Source organism: Paraconexibacter sp. (genome assembly GCF_041602235.1).
Classification (GTDB): domain Bacteria; phylum Actinomycetota; class Thermoleophilia; order Solirubrobacterales; family Solirubrobacteraceae; genus Paraconexibacter.
This window is the reverse complement of sequence record NZ_JBFIGP010000070.1, coordinates 1-15071: the sequence shown is the minus strand read 5'-3', so window position 1 is coordinate 15071 and position 15071 is coordinate 1. Positions and strand designations below refer to the sequence as shown.

The window sequence follows — 15071 nt, the reverse complement described above, 5'->3', positions numbered from 1 at the left end:
GTGCCCGGCGTCGGCGCCTTCCCCGCCGCGATGCGGCGGCTCCACGAGCAGGGCCTCGTGGACCTGCTGCGTGACGTGGCGTCCGCGGGGACGCCGATCTTCGGCGCCTGCCTGGGCATGCAGCTGCTCTTCGAGGGCTCGGTGGAGCACGGGGGCGCGGAGGGTCTCGGACTGCTGCCCGGGCGCGTCGTCGCGCTGGACCCCGGCCCGGAGCATCCCGCGCTCAAGCTCCCGCACATCGGCTGGAACGAGGTGCGCTGGACGCGCCCGTCGCCGATCAGCGAGGGGCTGCCGGACCCGTCGACCTTCTACCACGTGCACAGCTACGTGCCGGTCCCCTCGCAGGACGACGTCGTCCTCGGCATCAGCGACTACGGGACGGAGTTCGCCAGCGTCGTCGGCCGCGACAACGTCTACGGCGCCCAGTTCCATCCCGAGAAGTCCTCGACGCACGGTCTTGCGATGCTCGCGAACTTCGCCCGCCTCTGCGCCCGCTCGGCGCAGCCGAACACCCCGGTCCCCTCATGATCCTCTATCCCGCCATCGACATCTCCGACGGCAAGGCCGTACGCCTCGTCCAGGGCGACTTCGACGCCAAGACCGTCTACGACGACGACCCGCTGGACGCCGCACGTGCCTGGGTGGACGCCGGCGCGCGGTTCCTGCACGTCGTGGACCTCGACGGCGCCAAGTCCGGCGAGCCGAAGAACCTGCACCACCTCGAGCGGATCACGGCCGACCTGCAGGTCCCGGTCCAGATCGGCGGCGGGCTGCGCTCGCTGTCCGCGGTCCGGGCCGCGCTCGACGCCGGTGCCGAGCGGGTCATCCTCGGCACCGCGGCGTTCACCGACATCGACTTCCTCGACGACGTCCTGGGCGCGTTCCGCGAGCGCGTGATCGTCTCGGTCGACACGCGCGGGGGGATGGTCTCCACCCACGGCTGGCAGGAGACGACCACGATCCCCGCGGCCGCCGTGATCGAGCAGCTCCAGAACCGCGGCGTGAAGTCGTTCGTGTACTCCAACGTGGACCGCGACGGGATGCTGCAGGGGCCGGACCTCGACGAGGTGCGCCGGGTCGCGTCGGTCGTCCGCGGACGGTTCATCTACTCCGGGGGCATCGGCAAGGTCGAGGACCTCGCCGCGCTCGCCGCACTCCGTCAGGTGAACCTCGGCGGCGTCATCGTCGGCAAGGCGCTGTACGAGCACCGGTTCACGATCGCCGAGGCCCACGACGCCCTGGTCCCGCCGCGGCGTCCGGCCGGTCCCGGCGGCCGTGGCGACCTCTTCAAGCCCGGCCGCGACTAGCGCCCGAGGCCCCGCGAATGCACCTCAAGCGCGTCATCCCGTGCCTGGACGTCGACGCCGGCCGCGTCGTGAAGGGCACCAACTTCGTGGACATCCGCGACGCGGGGGACCCCGTCGAGCTGGCGGAGCGCTACGACGCGGAGGGCGCGGACGAGCTCGTGTTCCTCGACATCACCGCGACGCACGAGAAGCGCGACACGATCGTCGAGCTGGCACGCCGGACCGCCGACAACGTCTTCATCCCGTTCACGATCGGCGGCGGCATCCGCTCGGTCGCCGACGCCCAGGCCGTGCTCGACGCGGGCGCCGACAAGGTGTCGATCAACAGCGCGGCGGTGCAGCGTCCCGAGCTGGTCGGTGAGCTGGCGGACCACTTCGGCGCGCAGTGCGTCGTGCTGGCGGTGGACTGCAAGGCGCGGCCCGACGGTGACGGCTGGGAGGTCTATGTCGCGGGCGGGCGCACCCCGACCGGCCTGGACGTCGTCACCTGGATCCGGGAGGCCGTCGAGCGCGGCGCCGGGGAGATCCTGCTCACCAGCATGGACCGCGACGGCACGAACGACGGGTACGACCTCGCGCTCACCAGCGCGGTCGCGCAGGCCGTCGGGGTCCCGGTCATCGCCTCAGGAGGCGCCGGGCACCTCGACCATCTCGTCGACGCGCTCCAGGCCGGAGCGGATGCTGCGCTGTGCGCGTCGATCTTCCACTACGGCCAGCACACCGTCGGCGAGGCCAAGCGCCACCTCGTGGCCGCGGGTGTGCCGGTCCGGCCCGCGATCGACTGACGCGAAGGCCCGCGCGGCTACTCGCGGCGAGCGCGGCAGACCTGGCGGCCGGCCTGCTCGAAGCAGACGGTCTCGCGGCGCGGGCGGCAGATCGTCCGACCGTCGGCCCGCTTGAAGCAGACCAGCGGCGCCGGGCGCCGGCAGACGCGCTTGCCGCCGCTGCGGAAGCAGAATCGCGCACCGGACCGTCGCAGCTCGTTGCGCTTGCGGATCGCGGCCCGCCGGGCCGCGACTCGGCGGGCGAGCGCGCGTGCGGCCGCCTTGCGCTCCCGCGCCACACGGCGGCCCACCACCCGGCGGCGCTGCGCGGCGGTGAGCGGCGCGGACTTCGGCGCGGTGCCCTTGCTGGAGCCCGGGCGCCCGTCGAACGCGTACATGCTGGTCTCGCCCATGACGAACAGGCCGCGGCCCGTCGACACCAGCGGGTTGAACTTCCCGCGCCCGAAGCTCCAGATGAGGCGGCCCGACTTCGCCGTGACCGCGGTGGTGCGCTTCTCCAGCGTCGAGGAGAACACGAGGTCGCCGATGACGGTCACGCCGCCCGAGATCCGTCCCCCGGCGTTGCGGCTCCACCGGGTGCGTCCGGTGCGGGCGTCCAGCGCGTAGAGCTTGCGGTCGTAGGACCCGATGTAGACGCTCGGCGGGGTCCCGGGGACCTGCGCGACGGCGGGGGAGGAGTAGACGTAGCCGCCCGTCTCCTTGCGCCAGGCGAGCTTGCCGGTCTTCGCGGAGAAGGAGTACACGCCGCCGTCGGTGTTGCCGAGGTAGACCCGGCCGAACGCCACGGCCGGCGTGGAGTAGAACGCGCCCGCGGTCAGCCCGAGGGCGCCGCCCCGCGTCCCGGTCCGCCACAGCCGCTTGCCGTCCCGCAGCCTGAGCGCGGTCACCTGCCCGGCGTAGTCCCCGAGGAACAGCCTGCCGTTCTCGAGCGCGAGCGCGCCCTTGACCGCGCCCTTGGCCTTGGCGGTCCAGCGGACGCTGCCGTCGGAGGCGTCCAGGGCGAAGACCGTTCCGTTCTCGGTGCCGAAGTAGAGGTTGCCGCGGTGCAGGAGCGGTGAGGACTCGGCCCGGCTGGGGAGCTTGCGGGACCAGCGGGTCCGGCCGTCCTTGGCCGACACCGCGACCACGCGTCCCTTCTTCTGGCCCTTCGTGCGCTCGAGGATGACCGCGTAGACGGTGTTGTGGCCCACCGCGGGGGCGGAGGCGGCGAGGTGGCCGAGCTTCTTCTTCCACCGGACCTTGCCGGTCTGCCGGGTCAGGGCGTAGAGCGCCGCGTTGTTCTTCAGCAGGTACATCGAGCGGGAGTACAGGACCGGTGGGAACTCCAGCAGGATCGAGCCGCCCAGCTTCCAGCGCCGCGCGAACGGGGGACGCAGCGGGGTCTTCAACGGGAGGTAGTTCGTCCTGGCCTTCGTGAGGGCGTAGACGGGCCAGTTGTAGGCGCTCGCCACGTCGGAGTCGCGTTCCTGGACCGACACGGCCGGAGGCTGCTCGGGCTCGGTGAACTCGACCTCCGGGTTGAGGACGTCGCCCTGCTCGCGGGGCAGCACGACGTAGGCGGCCAGGCCACCGAGCAGGAACAGGAGCAGACCGCCCGCGAACCACGCGACAACCCGCCGTCGCCTGGGGCTGAACGGCATCCCTACACGGTAGCCGGGACAATCACCCGGTGCGCCCCTCCTCGGAGCTCCTCGAGGCCCTGCGCGCGGCTCCCGACGCCGCGGCGGTCCTGGACGCGCTGGCACCGGTTTCCGGGGTCTGGGTCGTGGGCGGCGCGGTCCGTGACGTGCTGCTGGACCGCGAGCCCCGTGAGCTCGACGTCGTCGTCGAGGGGGACCCCGCCGCGGCGCTGGACGCACTGGGCGGGACCGCGGTGGCCCACGACCGGTTCGGGACGGCCACGGTCCGTCCGGCGCACGGCAGGGAGCTCGACGTCGTCCGGGCCCGGAGCGAGAGCTACCCCGCCCCAGGGGCGCTGCCCGAGGTACGGCCCGGCACGCTCCAGGAGGACCTCGCCCGGCGGGACGTGACCGTCAACGCCATCGCGTTGCGGGTCGGCGGCGGACCACCCGAGCTGCGGGAGGTCCCCGGCGCGCGCGAGGACCTCCGGACCGGCCTGCTGCGTGTCATGCACGACGCGAGCTTCGTCGACGACCCCACCCGGCTGTGGCGGGTCGCCCGCTACGCATCCCGCCTGGGGTTCACCGTCGAGCCCCGTACCGCGGCGCTCGCCGCCAACGCGGATCCCGGCACGGTGTCCGGGCCGCGCCTGGGGAACGAGCTGCGCCTGGCTCTGCGTGAGCCCGACCCGCTCGACGTGCTGCGGCGGGCCCGCGAGCTCAACGCCGGGCTGCTGCCCGAGTCGCTCACCCTGACGCCGCCCAGGCTGCGGGATGCGCTCGCGCTCCTGCCGCCGGACGGCCGGCGCGATCTCGTGATCCTGGCCGCGTGCGCCGAGACGATGGGCGCGGGGGAGGTCGTGCGGTGGCTGGACGACCTGGCCTTCCCGGCCGGCGATCGCGACATCGTGGCGGCGGGCTCCAGGGAGATGGTGCGCACCCCGCTGCGGGTCGCGAGCACCAACGCCGAGATCGGGCGTGCCGCCCGCGGCGTCCCGATCGAGATCGTCGCCCTGGCGGGTGGGGACAACGCCCGTCGCTGGATCGAGGAGCTCCGGCACGTCCGGCCGGCGATCACGGGCGAGGACCTTCTCGCCGCGGGGATCCCGCAGGGGCCCGAGCTCGGCGCGCGGCTCGCACGCGCGCTCGACGCCCGGCTGGACGACCGCGCCGTGGGGCGCGAGGCCGAGCTGGCGGTGGCGCTCGAGGACGAGCGGTAGCGTGGGCTCCATGGCCGACCCGGTCCTGCCTGCTCCGTTCACGTGGCGCGGTGCCCACGTGCACGCGCACCTGCCCGGCGGCGAGGTGCTCTTCACCACCCGCCGCGGTGGCGTGAGCCAGGGCCCGTACGCGTCCCTGAACCTCGGTCCGTGGACCGAGGACGACGCCACGGCGGTCGACGCGAACCGCAGGCGCGTGGCAGTGGCCGTGGGACGCCCGGTCGTCGGGGTCCGGCAGGTGCACGGCACCGACGTCCGGGAGGTCGGCGCGAAGGACGCCGACCGCGATCCGCGAGAGGCCCCGGTCGAGGCGGACGCGCTCCTCACCGTCGAGCCGGAGCTCGCGATCGGTGTCGTCGTCGCCGACTGCCTGCCCGTCGCGTTCGTCGGACAGGACGTCGTCGGCATGGCCCACGCCGGCTGGCGGGGGCTCGCCGGCGGCGTGCTCGAGCGGACCGTGCAGCGGCTGCGGGCACGCCCGGGCGGACAGACGCTGGTCGCTGCGATCGGTCCCGCCGCCCGCGGCTGCTGCTACGAGGTCGGGGACGAGGTCCGGTCGGCGTTCGCCGAGCATGGCGCCGCGGTGCGGGCCGGACGCCGGATCGACCTGCCCGCGATCGCGACGCGCCTGCTGCGCGGCCTGGGGATCTCCGAGGTGCACGACACGGGGCTGTGCACCCTGTGCGCTCCCGCGGACCTGCTGTTCTCCCACCGCCGTGACGGCGGGCTCACCGGCCGGCAGATGGGGCTCGCATGGCGGAGCTGATCCGGGGCCTGGACGCCCGACGGGTCGCCGAGAACGCCGCGGAGATCCGCGAGCAGATCGCGGCGGCGTGCGCCGTCGCCGGTCGCGCGGCCGAGGACGTCGAACTCCTGGCGGCCGTCAAGTACGTCGCCCCGGAGGAGCTGCCGGTGCTGGCCGAGGCCGGGATCCGCGTGCTGGGGGAGAACCGCGCGCAGGAGCTCGTGCGCAAGGCCGCCGACTGGGACGAGGCGGGGCTCGGGGCTGTCACCTGGGACTTCATCGGCCACCTGCAGAGCCGCAAGGTGAAGGTCGTCGCCCCGCTCGTGCGCCGGATCCACTCGGTGGCCAGCGACAGCGCGCTGCGGGAGCTCGCCAAGTTCACCTCGCCGCCAGAGGTGCTGATCGAGGTCAACGTCGCCCGCGAGGAGGCCAAGAGCGGCGTGCTGCCGGAGGACCTGCCCGCGGTCCTGGACCGGTGCACGGCCCCGGTGGTGGGTCTCATGACCATGCCTCCGCTCGCGGAACGCCCGGAGGACAACCGGCGCTGGTTCGCGGCGCTGGCGGAGCTGGCCGCCGCCCACGGGCTGACGGAGCTGTCGATGGGGACCACCCAGGACTTCCGGGTGGCCGTCGAGGAAGGCGCGACGGTCGTGCGGATCGGCACCCGCCTGTACCGGTGAGGCGGGCGTTGCGACGGCATTCGTGCAGGGAAATCGCGTCGAACCGCGTACAGTTGGGGTGCGATGGCTCTTCGTGACAGCTGGCACCGCACGATGGTCTACTTCGGCCTTGCCGAAGAGCGTGACCCTGCGTACGACGACGACCCGATGGACGAGTACGCCCCGGAGGCGGAACTCGAGGAGCGCTACCGCGAGCGGCCCAACGTCCGCCGCCTGAGCAGCGGTCGCCGTCGCCGCGACGACTTCGACGACATCTTCGCGGACGACGACAACGGTCGCGGGCCGAAGACGACGCCGCTACGGGCGGTCGGCGGTGGGCGCGGTCGGGACGTGCGCGTCCACCTCGTGATCCCCAAGAGCTTCAACGACGCGCAGCAGGTCGCCGACAAGTTCAAGGACTCGATCCCCGTCGTCCTGAACCTCCAGTCGACGGACAACGACCTCAACAAGCGCCTGATCGACTTCGCCTCCGGCCTGACCTACGCGCTGGACGGCGGGATGCAGCGCATCGCCGACAAGGTGTTCATGCTCACACCGCGCAACGTCGAGATCTCGGCGGAGGAGCGCGCGGAGCTGATCGAGAAGGGCTTCTTCAACCAGTCCTGAGCCGGGCGGCGCTCGACGACGCCCTCGTACAGGGGCCGCTACCGCTGAGGAGTCCCGCGCCCCGTACTCTTCTCCGCGATGCAGATCGGCCTCATCGGATCCGGCAACATGGCCCGCGCGATGGCTCGCGGCTGGGGCCGACCCGTGCTCTGCAGCGATGCGGTGCCCGCACGCGCCCAGGCGCTGGCCGGCGAGACCGGGGGAGAGGCGCTGGCGACGAACGTCGAGCTGGCCCAGCGCGCCGACGTCGTCGTGCTGTGCCACAAGCCGGCGCAGCTCGAGGAGGTCGCGCGGGAGATCGGGTCCCACGCCCGCGCCGTCGTGTCGATCCTCGGCGGCGTCCGACTGACCGCCCTCCGCGAGGCGTACCCGGACCGCCCGGTCCTGCGCCTGCTGCCGTCCACGCCCGTCGAGGTGCGCAAGGGCGTCGTGCTCCTGGCCGACGACGGGGCTCCGGAGCTCGAGAGCGAGCTGGGGCGCGCGGTGGCGGACCTCCTCGCGGAGCTGGGCACGCTCGTGCGCCTCCCGGAGTCGCAGGTCGACATCGCCATGGGGATGATGAGCAACGCTCCGGCCTACATGGCGCTCGTCGCCGAGGCGCAGATCGACGCCGGCGTGCGCGCAGGGCTGCCGGCCGAGCTCGCCGCGCAGCTCGTGGTCCGCACCATGGCCGGGACGGCAGCGCTCCTGGAGCACAAGGACTTCGACACGCTCGCGGTCCGCCGCGAAGTCACCTCCCCCGGAGGCTCGACGGCACGCGGGCTCGACGCGCTGGAGCGCGGCGGTCTCCGTGCCGCCTTCTCCGACGCCCTCGATGCCGTACTGAACCCCGGAGCCCCCCGCCGATGACCTCGACGTTCCTCCTCGCCACCGTCCAGACGGAGGTGGCTGGATTCATCCGCACGCTCACGTACGTCTACGTGCTGCTGATCATCGCCTACATCCTGACCCAGCTCTTCTTCGGGTTCGGCGGGCGCATGCCCTACAACCGCACGGGCAGCGCGGTGCTCGGCTTCCTCAACGACACCGTCTCGCCGTACCTGAACGTGTTCCGGCGGTTCATCCCGCCGCTCGGCCCGCTGGACCTCAGTCCGATCGTCGGCATCTTCGTGCTGCAGATCGCGGGCAACCTGCTCGCGAGCATCATCGAGAACGCGTGAGCGGCGGGTCCGCGCGGTCGTGGCGCCTGGCGGCGGTCGTCCTGACGGTCGTCCTGGGGCTCGATCAGCTCACCAAGGCGCTCGTGCGCTCGGGGGTGCAGCCGGGGGACAGCGATCCGATCTTCCCGGCGCTCAAGCTCGTCCACGTCGAGAACCGCGGCGTCGCGTTCGGGGCGTTCTCCGACGGCGGGCAGGGCGTGGTGATCGTCGTGATCGCCGTGGCGCTCGTCGCGCTGCTGGCGTACTTCGCGACGCACGCCGACCAGCGGGGGATCTGGCTCCCCACGGGCCTGCTCATGGGCGGGGCCGTCGGGAACATCGTCGACCGCATCGCGCGCGGCGGCGTCACCGACTTCCTCAAGCTGCCGGGCTGGCCGGCCTTCAACGTCGCCGACATCGCGATCACACTGGGTGTCGTGGCACTGCTGATCGTCATCGAACGCGGCGACCGGGACGACGACCATCCGGGTGTGGTGGTGGACGATGGAGCTCCGGGTTCCGCCTGAGCACGACGGCGACCGCCTGGACGCCTTCCTCGCCGAGCCGCTGGGATCGCGGACGCGCGCCACGCGCCTGATCGAGGCCGGCGGCGTACGGGTGGACGGCGCCGCGGTCGTCAAACGCCACAAGCTCGCCACGGGGCAGCTGGTGGTGGTCGACGAGGCGGCCGACCCCCACCGGGGCGTGGCCGAGCCCGTCGGTGAGCCCGCGCCGTTCACGGTCGTGCACGAGGACGAGCATCTCCTGGTCGTCGACAAGCCCGCCGGGGTCGTCGTGCACCCGGCCCGCGGGCACCGCCAGGGCACCCTCGCGCAGGCGCTCGACGGCCGGGCCGCGGGGGGCGAGGAGGAGTGGCGGGCCGGGATCGTCCATCGGCTCGACAAGGACACGAGCGGGCTGCTGGTCGTCGCCAAGGACGAGGCGACGCATCGCGCTCTCAAGACGCTGCTGCAGGCGCGCGACATCACCCGGGAGTACCTCACGCTGGTCGAGGGACGGCCGCCGGCGCGCAGCGGCACGATCGACGCTCCGATCGGCCGCGATCGCCGCGTCAGGACGCTGATGTCGACGGACACCGACAACCCCCGCGAGGCCAGGACGCACTTCGAGATCGAACGGGCCCTGCCCGCGACGACGCTGCTGCGGGTCCGGCTGGAGACGGGCCGCACCCATCAGATCCGCGTCCACCTCAAGGCGATCGGGCATCCGGTCTGCGGCGACCCCGACTACGGGGGCTCGGGCGGGGCCGACCTCGGTCTCACGCGGCAGTTCCTGCACGCCGCGCACCTGCGCTTCGCGCATCCGGTCGGCGGCGAGTGGATCGACGTCCGTTCCGAACTGCCGCAGGACCTCCGCGAGGCGCTCGCGCGAGCGGCGGGGGACACGGCGGCGTAGGCGCCATCTCCCGTACACTGGCCGTTCACCTCTTTCGTTCCCGACCCCGTCGGAACAGCACCGAAGCCTCCCTGCCCGGACAGACAACCGGGTCCTGGCCTCGGTCCGACGGGCGCAGTACCCACACATCCTCAGTCTCGAAGCAAGGGAGCAGCAACCCATGTCGCAAGTCGACCTGAAGCAGCTGCTGGAGGCCGGAGTCCACTTCGGTCACCAGACGCGCCGTTGGAACCCCAAGATGCGCCGCTTCATCCACGGTGAACGTGGCGGCATCTACATCATCGACCTCCTCAAGACGCAGAAGCTGCTGGCCGACGCGCAGGAGTTCGCCGGAACCGTGGCCCATCGCGGCGGGACCGTCCTCTTCGTGGGCACCAAGAAGCAGGCCCGTGACGGCATCAAGGAGATCGCGGAGTCCTGCGGTCAGCCGTACGTCAACCACCGCTGGCTCGGCGGCCTGCTGACGAACTTCCAGACGATCAGCAACCGGATCAAGCGCCTGCACGACCTCGAGCGCTACGAGACGGAGGGGCAGCTCGCCCTGCTCCCGACGCGCGAGCGCATGGCGGCGCAGGCCGACCTCGAGAAGCTGCGCGCCAACCTCGGCGGCGTGAAGAACATGCAGCGCCCGCCGGACGCGATGTTCGTCATCGACCTCAAGACCGAGGAGATCGCCGTCAAGGAGGCTCGTCGCCTGCGGATCCCGATCATCGGGCTCGTGGACACCAACTGCGACCCGGACGGCATCGACTACGTCATCCCGGGCAACGACGACGCGATCCGCTCGTGCGTCGCCATCACCAAGGCCATCGGCGACATCGTGTCGCAGGGCCGCGGAGCCTTCCAGGCGGCCGAGCAGGCGCGCCAGCAGGCCGAGGCCGAGGCGCGCGCGCGTCGCGAGGCCGAGGAGCGCGCCCGCAAGGAGGCCGAGGAGGCCGCCAAGCAGGCAGCCGAGGCCCAGGCCAAGGCCGCCGCCGAGACGCCCGCTCCCGCGGAGGCTCCGGCCTCGACCCCCGCCGAGGGCGCCGCCCCGGCCACGACCCCGACCCCCGAGACCGCGCCGCAGAAGCCGGCCGCGGAGGAGACCCCCACGAATGGCTGACTTCACCGCCAAGGACGTCCAGGCACTGCGGCAGCAGACCGGTGCCGGGATGATGGACTGCAAGAACGCCCTGACCGAGGCCGGCGGCGACGCAGAGAAGGCCCTCGAGATCCTCAAGGTCAAGATGGGCAAGAAGCTCGGCAAGCTCGCTGACCGCGAGGCTGCCGAGGGCACGGTGCAGGCCTACATCCACGCCACCGGCAAGGTCGGCGTCATCGTCGAGGTGGACTGCAACACCGACTTCGTGGCACGTAACGACGACTTCGTCGCGTTCGCGCGCGAGGTCGCCATGCACATCGCCGCGTCGCCCACGACCCGCTACGTGAGCCGCGACGAGGTTCCGCAGGAGGTCAAGGACGCCGAGGCCGCCATCTTCGAGCAGCAGGTGTCGGACAAGCCCGAGAACATCCGCCCGAAGATCGTCGAGGGCATGGTCAACAAGTGGATGTCGGAGATCGTGCTGCTGGACCAGGTCCACGTCAACGCCGACAAGTACGACGGCAAGACGATCGAGCAGCTGCGCGCCGACGTCTCGACCACCACGGGCGAGAACGTCGTCATCCGCCGGTTCGCCCGCTTCGCCGTCGGCGAGTAGGGTCACCGGCTGGTGACTGACGCAGCGACGGAGCCCGAGCCCGCGTTCAAGCGGATCCTGCTGAAGCTGTCGGGGGAGGCCCTCATGGGCTCCCTCGACTACGGCACGGACCCCGAACGGCTCCAGGCCGTCGCGACGCAGGTGAAGAAGGTGCGCGATCGCGGCGTCGAGGTCGCGATCGTGGTCGGCGCCGGCAACATCTACCGCGGCATGACCGGGGCCGCGGCGGGCATGGACCGGGCGACCGCGGACTACATGGGGATGCTCGCGACGGTCCTCAACGCGCTCCCGCTGCAGGACGCCATCGAGAAGCTCGGCGAGCACGTGCGCGTGGTCTCGGCGATCAACATCGCCGAGGTCGCGGAGCCGTACCTGCGGCGCCGTGCGATGCGCCACCTCGAGAAGGGCCGGGTCGTGATCTTCGCCGCCGGGACCGGCAACCCGTTCTTCACCACCGACACGGCTGCGGCGCTGCGTGCGACCGAGATGCACTGCGACGCGCTCCTCATGGCCAAGAACGGCGTCGAAGGCGTGTACAGCGGGGACCCGCGCACCGACCCGGACGCGGAGTTCCTGCCCCAGATCACGCACATGGAGGCCGTGCAGCGCGGGCTCAAGGTCATGGACGCCACCGCGCTCACCCTGTGCATGGAGAACCGGCTCCCGATCCACGTCTTCAACATGGACGACGAGGCGAACATCGACCGGATAGTGTGCGGCGAGCGCGTCGGGACGCTGGTCGCGAGCTGATGAACGGAAGGTGCTGGACCCATGAGTGAGCTGATCGACGAACTACTGGCCGACGCCCGCGAGCGGATGGCCAAGTCGGTGGAATCCACCACGCACGAGTTCGCGACGGTGCGCACCGGCAGGGCCAGCCCGGCGTTGCTCGACCGCGTCTCGGTGGACTACTACGGCGCGGTGACGCCCCTGAAGCAGCTCGCCACGGTGAACGCGCCCGAGGCCCGCATGCTCACGGTGCAGCCGTACGACCAGGGTTCGATCCCGGCGGTCGAGAAGGCGATCATGCAGGCCGACCTCGGGCTCACGCCGAGCAACGACGGTCGCATCATCCGTCTCAGCGTCCCCGAGCTCAACGAGGAGCGCCGGCGCGACATGGTCAAGCTCGTCCGCAGCATCGCGGAGGAGGGACGGATCGCGATCCGCAACGTGCGCCGCGACGTCATGCAGGACCTCAAGGAGCTGAAGGACGAGGGCGAGGTCGGCGCCGACGACGAGCACCGCGGTGAGGTGGAGCTGCAGAAGCTGACCGACCAGCGCGTCGCCGAGCTCGAACAGGTCCTCAAGTCCAAGGAAGCGGAGATCCTCGAGGTCTGACCCTCGGGGTCACCGGAACCGGCGCGCAGGGCGTCACGAGATGGTCGATGCCGGACACGCGGCAGCGCCGCAGTACGTCGCCATCATCACCGACGGCAACGGGCGCTGGGCGCAGCAGCGCGGCCTCCCGGTCAACGACGGGCACGCCGCCGGCGCCGACACCGTGAAGGCGCGGCTCCGCGACGCCGCGGAGTGGGGGGTCAAGGAGCTCACGGTCTACTCGTTCTCCACCGAGAACTGGAGCCGCTCCGCCGAGGAGGTCACCGGCCTCATGCGGATGTTCTCGCAGCGGCTGCAGACCGAGACCCCGGAGCTCAAGGCGGAGGGCGTGCGGATGCGCTTCATCGGTCGCCGGGAGCGGATCATGCCGGCCCTGCTGGACCAGATGGACTGGGCCGAGCAGGAGACCGCCGAAGGAGACCGGATCACGCTCTTCATCGCGTTCAACTACGGCGGTCGCGCCGAGATCGTCGACGCGGCCCGCCGCTTCCAGGACGGCACCGAGGAGGACTTCGCACGGCTCCTCTACGCGCCCGAGATGCACGACCCGCAGCTCGTGATCCGCACCAGCGGCGAGCAGCGCCTGTCCAACTACCTCCTGTGGCAGTCGGCCTACAGCGAGCTCGTGTTCGCGGACGAGCTGTGGCCCGACTTCGACCGCGCGGCGTTCCGGCGCTGCCTCGACACCTACGGCGAGCGCGAGCGCCGGTTCGGAGGTCGGTGATGGCCCGCGCCGACACCCGCAGCGACCTCTCGGCACGGATCATCGTGGCCATTCCGGCGATCATCTTCGCGGTCACCATCGTGGCGTCCGGCGGCATCGTCTTCACGATCGGCCTGATCGGCTTCGGCCTGATCTGCCTGCACGAGCTCTTCTCGATGTTCGCCAAGGCGCACCCCTCGCGCCTGGGCGGCTTCCTGGGGCTCATCGGGCTGTGTCTCGCCGCGCACTTCGGCGACATGACCCAGGTCATGATCGCGCTCGTCGCGACGTTCCCCGTGGCGTTCCTGCTCACCGCGGCCCAGCCCCGGGGTGGCGCGCCCGGGATCTCGGTGACCATCCTCGGCGTGACGTGGGTCGGCCTGGCCCTGGCGCACGCGATCCTGCTGCGCGACCTGCCACACGGCGGGGCGATCATCGTCGACGTCCTCGTCGGCACGTTCATGGGCGACACCGGCGCCTATCTCGGCGGCCGCCAGTTCGGGCGCCGCAAGCTCGCCCCGGCGATCTCGCCGAACAAGACCGTCGAAGGCCTGCTGATCGGCATGGTCACCGCCGTGGTCGCGACGTGGGCGGCCGGGCTGTACCAGGACTGGCTGTCGGGCACCGACGCCCTGCTGCTCGGCGCCGCGGTCGCGGTCGCCGCCCCGATCGGCGACCTGTTCGAGAGCTACCTCAAGCGCGACGCCGGCACCAAGGACACGGGGACGCTCTTCGGCGCCCACGGCGGCGCCCTGGACCGGCTCGACGCCGTGTTCTTCAGCATCGTGGTCGGCTACTACGTCTGGCTGGCCATTCTGTGATCCACCGCTCGACCCCGAGGTTCCGACCCGTGACCAGGTTGTTCGGCCGGCTCGTCGCCGGCGCACTGACGATGACGATCCTCGCCGTCCTCCCAGGCTCGGCCTCGGCAGCCACGCGGCTACTGACGAGCACTGTGAGCGGGAGCGGCACGACGGCGGCGGCGTGCCACCGTGGCGTGGCGACCACGGCGCCCGGGGTGGTGACCCGGACGGTCCGGATGCCGGTACTGGGCCTGGTGTCCGCCCGGCTGTCGGGTGGTCGCGGCGACTGGGACCTCGCGGTGTTCGATCGCGCGACGAGGCGGCTCGTCGGCGCGTCTTCGTCCGTCGGCTCCACCGAGCTCGCACAGGGGTTCGCCTTCGCGGACCGGGACCTGCTCGTGCAGGTCTGCAGGGGCGACCGGGCCGCCGGCACGCCGCGCCTGACCGTCACCGCGACCGAGACCGGCCCCGCGGACCCGACCTACGCGCCGCGGCTCGTGGAGGTCGCGGCGGACGGCCCCGCAGCGGCCCGTCGCCTGGACGCGCTCGGCCTGGACCTCACCGAGCACGGCGGCGACGGTCATCTCCAGCTCGTCCTGCACTCCGCCCGCGAGGAGGCCGCGCTCCGCGGCGCTGGCTTCGCGCCGCGCACCATCGTGGCGGACCTCGTGCAGCGCGCCCGCGACAACGCGGCGGCCACCCGGGCCTTCCGCGCGGCGACGCCGCGGAGCGGGCTGCCCAGCGGCCGGACCGACTACCGGCACCTCGCCGACTACGAGACCGAGATGAAGGCCCTCGCCGCGGCCCATCCGGGCCTCGTCAAGCTCATCACCCTGCCGCACAAGAGCCTCGAGGGACGCACGATCCTGGGCATCGAGGTCGGGAAGGACGTCAACGTCGAGACCGGCAAGCCGACGTTCGTGCAGCTGGGGGTCCACCACGCTCGCGAGTGGCCCTCGGGCGAGCACGTGATGGAGTACGCCCACGAGCTCGTGAACGGGTTCGGCAAGGAC

At 72.1% G+C, this 15071-nt stretch carries 19 protein-coding genes; 18 read left to right on the top strand and 1 reads right to left on the bottom strand.

Features of this window, described 5'->3' with window-relative positions:
* The 3 genes from hisH to hisF all read left to right on the top strand — a co-directional run.
* Positions 1 to 528, top strand: a 528-nt coding sequence (gene hisH / locus ABYE80_RS08035) for an imidazole glycerol phosphate synthase subunit HisH (protein ID WP_372789748.1), incomplete at its 5' end; no start/stop codon positions are given.
* Positions 525 to 1307 carry a 1-(5-phosphoribosyl)-5-[(5-phosphoribosylamino)methylideneamino]imidazole-4-carboxamide isomerase gene (hisA, locus tag ABYE80_RS08030; RefSeq protein WP_372789747.1) on the top strand — a complete coding sequence of 261 codons (783 nt, stop codon included), beginning with the start codon at positions 525 to 527 and terminating at the stop codon, positions 1305 to 1307. The genes hisH and hisA, both read left to right, overlap by 4 nt.
* Positions 1308 to 1324: 17 nt before the next feature.
* Entirely contained in the window at positions 1325 to 2092 is a 768-nt protein-coding gene (gene hisF, locus ABYE80_RS08025) for an imidazole glycerol phosphate synthase subunit HisF (RefSeq protein ID WP_372789746.1), read from the top strand.
* A gap of 17 nt (positions 2093 to 2109) precedes the next feature.
* Here hisF and ABYE80_RS08020 read toward each other — a convergent pair whose 3' ends face one another.
* A complete protein-coding gene (locus ABYE80_RS08020; protein WP_372789745.1) occupies positions 2110 to 3732 on the bottom strand; it encodes a PQQ-binding-like beta-propeller repeat protein in 1623 nt (540 codons plus the stop codon).
* A 29-nt stretch (positions 3733 to 3761) separates the two neighbouring features.
* Between ABYE80_RS08020 and ABYE80_RS08015 the strand changes: the two genes are divergently transcribed.
* The 15 genes from ABYE80_RS08015 to ABYE80_RS07945 form a co-directional block, all read left to right on the top strand.
* Complete coding sequence (locus ABYE80_RS08015; protein ID WP_372789744.1) at positions 3762 to 4931, top strand: hypothetical protein; 1170 nt, start codon at positions 3762 to 3764, stop codon at positions 4929 to 4931.
* Positions 4932 to 4941: 10 nt separating this feature from the next.
* Positions 4942 to 5697: a peptidoglycan editing factor PgeF gene (gene pgeF / locus ABYE80_RS08010; RefSeq protein WP_372789743.1), complete on the top strand. Its 756-nt coding sequence runs from the start codon at positions 4942 to 4944 to the stop codon at positions 5695 to 5697.
* On the top strand, positions 5685 to 6356 hold the full coding sequence (locus tag ABYE80_RS08005) for a YggS family pyridoxal phosphate-dependent enzyme (protein ID WP_372789742.1): 672 nt from the start codon (positions 5685 to 5687) through the stop codon (positions 6354 to 6356). The genes pgeF and ABYE80_RS08005 overlap by 13 nt, the downstream gene beginning before the upstream one ends.
* 63 nt (positions 6357 to 6419) lie before the next feature.
* The gene (locus tag ABYE80_RS08000) at positions 6420 to 6962 is read left to right on the top strand and encodes a cell division protein SepF (protein ID WP_372789741.1); all 543 of its coding nucleotides are present in this window, start codon (positions 6420 to 6422) and stop codon (positions 6960 to 6962) included.
* A 78-nt stretch (positions 6963 to 7040) separates the two neighbouring features.
* Positions 7041 to 7811 (top strand): pyrroline-5-carboxylate reductase family protein, encoded by a 771-nt coding sequence (locus ABYE80_RS07995; protein WP_372789740.1) that lies wholly within the window; start codon positions 7041 to 7043, stop codon positions 7809 to 7811.
* Positions 7808 to 8122 (top strand): YggT family protein, encoded by a 315-nt coding sequence (locus tag ABYE80_RS07990; RefSeq protein ID WP_372789739.1) that lies wholly within the window; start codon positions 7808 to 7810, stop codon positions 8120 to 8122. Before ABYE80_RS07995 ends, ABYE80_RS07990 begins: the two co-directional genes overlap by 4 nt.
* Positions 8119 to 8628, top strand: a complete 510-nt coding sequence (lspA, locus tag ABYE80_RS07985) for a signal peptidase II (RefSeq protein ID WP_372789738.1) — start codon at positions 8119 to 8121, stop codon at positions 8626 to 8628. The genes ABYE80_RS07990 and lspA overlap by 4 nt, the downstream gene beginning before the upstream one ends.
* Complete coding sequence (locus ABYE80_RS07980; protein ID WP_372789737.1) at positions 8606 to 9517, top strand: RluA family pseudouridine synthase; 912 nt, start codon at positions 8606 to 8608, stop codon at positions 9515 to 9517. The genes lspA and ABYE80_RS07980 overlap by 23 nt, the downstream gene beginning before the upstream one ends.
* 160 nt (positions 9518 to 9677) lie before the next feature.
* Positions 9678 to 10619, top strand: coding sequence for a 30S ribosomal protein S2 (gene rpsB, locus ABYE80_RS07975; protein WP_372789736.1), 942 nt, complete (start codon positions 9678 to 9680; stop codon positions 10617 to 10619).
* Complete coding sequence (gene tsf / locus ABYE80_RS07970; protein WP_372789735.1) at positions 10612 to 11214, top strand: elongation factor Ts; 603 nt, start codon at positions 10612 to 10614, stop codon at positions 11212 to 11214. Before rpsB ends, tsf begins: the two co-directional genes overlap by 8 nt.
* Before the next feature lie 9 nt (positions 11215 to 11223).
* Positions 11224 to 11964 (top strand): UMP kinase, encoded by a 741-nt coding sequence (gene pyrH / locus ABYE80_RS07965; protein ID WP_372789750.1) that lies wholly within the window; start codon positions 11224 to 11226, stop codon positions 11962 to 11964.
* Positions 11965 to 11994: 30 nt separating this feature from the next.
* Entirely contained in the window at positions 11995 to 12552 is a 558-nt protein-coding gene (gene frr / locus ABYE80_RS07960) for a ribosome recycling factor (protein ID WP_372789749.1), read from the top strand.
* Between the two features lie 40 nt (positions 12553 to 12592).
* Positions 12593 to 13276, top strand: coding sequence for a polyprenyl diphosphate synthase (gene uppS / locus ABYE80_RS07955; protein ID WP_372789734.1), 684 nt, complete (start codon positions 12593 to 12595; stop codon positions 13274 to 13276).
* Positions 13276 to 14076, top strand: a complete 801-nt coding sequence (locus ABYE80_RS07950; RefSeq protein ID WP_372789733.1) for a phosphatidate cytidylyltransferase — start codon at positions 13276 to 13278, stop codon at positions 14074 to 14076. Before uppS ends, ABYE80_RS07950 begins: the two co-directional genes overlap by 1 nt.
* 29 nt (positions 14077 to 14105) lie before the next feature.
* A partial coding sequence (locus ABYE80_RS07945; protein ID WP_372789732.1) for a M14 family zinc carboxypeptidase occupies positions 14106 to 15071 on the top strand: 966 nt, incomplete at its 3' end.

Coding starts and splice junctions, on each gene's coding strand:
- hisA (WP_372789747.1), top strand. CDS start 525: ATGATCCTCTATCCCGCCATCGACATCTCCGACGGCAAGGCCGTACGC.
- hisF (WP_372789746.1), top strand. CDS start 1,325: ATGCACCTCAAGCGCGTCATCCCGTGCCTGGACGTCGACGCCGGCCGC.
- ABYE80_RS08020 (WP_372789745.1), bottom strand. CDS start 3,732: ATGCCGTTCAGCCCCAGGCGACGGCGGGTTGTCGCGTGGTTCGCGGGC.
- pgeF (WP_372789743.1), top strand. CDS start 4,942: ATGGCCGACCCGGTCCTGCCTGCTCCGTTCACGTGGCGCGGTGCCCAC.
- ABYE80_RS08005 (WP_372789742.1), top strand. CDS start 5,685: ATGGCGGAGCTGATCCGGGGCCTGGACGCCCGACGGGTCGCCGAGAAC.
- ABYE80_RS08000 (WP_372789741.1), top strand. CDS start 6,420: ATGGCTCTTCGTGACAGCTGGCACCGCACGATGGTCTACTTCGGCCTT.
- ABYE80_RS07995 (WP_372789740.1), top strand. CDS start 7,041: ATGCAGATCGGCCTCATCGGATCCGGCAACATGGCCCGCGCGATGGCT.
- ABYE80_RS07990 (WP_372789739.1), top strand. CDS start 7,808: ATGACCTCGACGTTCCTCCTCGCCACCGTCCAGACGGAGGTGGCTGGA.
- ABYE80_RS07980 (WP_372789737.1), top strand. CDS start 8,606: ATGGAGCTCCGGGTTCCGCCTGAGCACGACGGCGACCGCCTGGACGCC.
- rpsB (WP_372789736.1), top strand. CDS start 9,678: ATGTCGCAAGTCGACCTGAAGCAGCTGCTGGAGGCCGGAGTCCACTTC.
- tsf (WP_372789735.1), top strand. CDS start 10,612: ATGGCTGACTTCACCGCCAAGGACGTCCAGGCACTGCGGCAGCAGACC.
- uppS (WP_372789734.1), top strand. CDS start 12,593: ATGGTCGATGCCGGACACGCGGCAGCGCCGCAGTACGTCGCCATCATC.
- ABYE80_RS07950 (WP_372789733.1), top strand. CDS start 13,276: ATGGCCCGCGCCGACACCCGCAGCGACCTCTCGGCACGGATCATCGTG.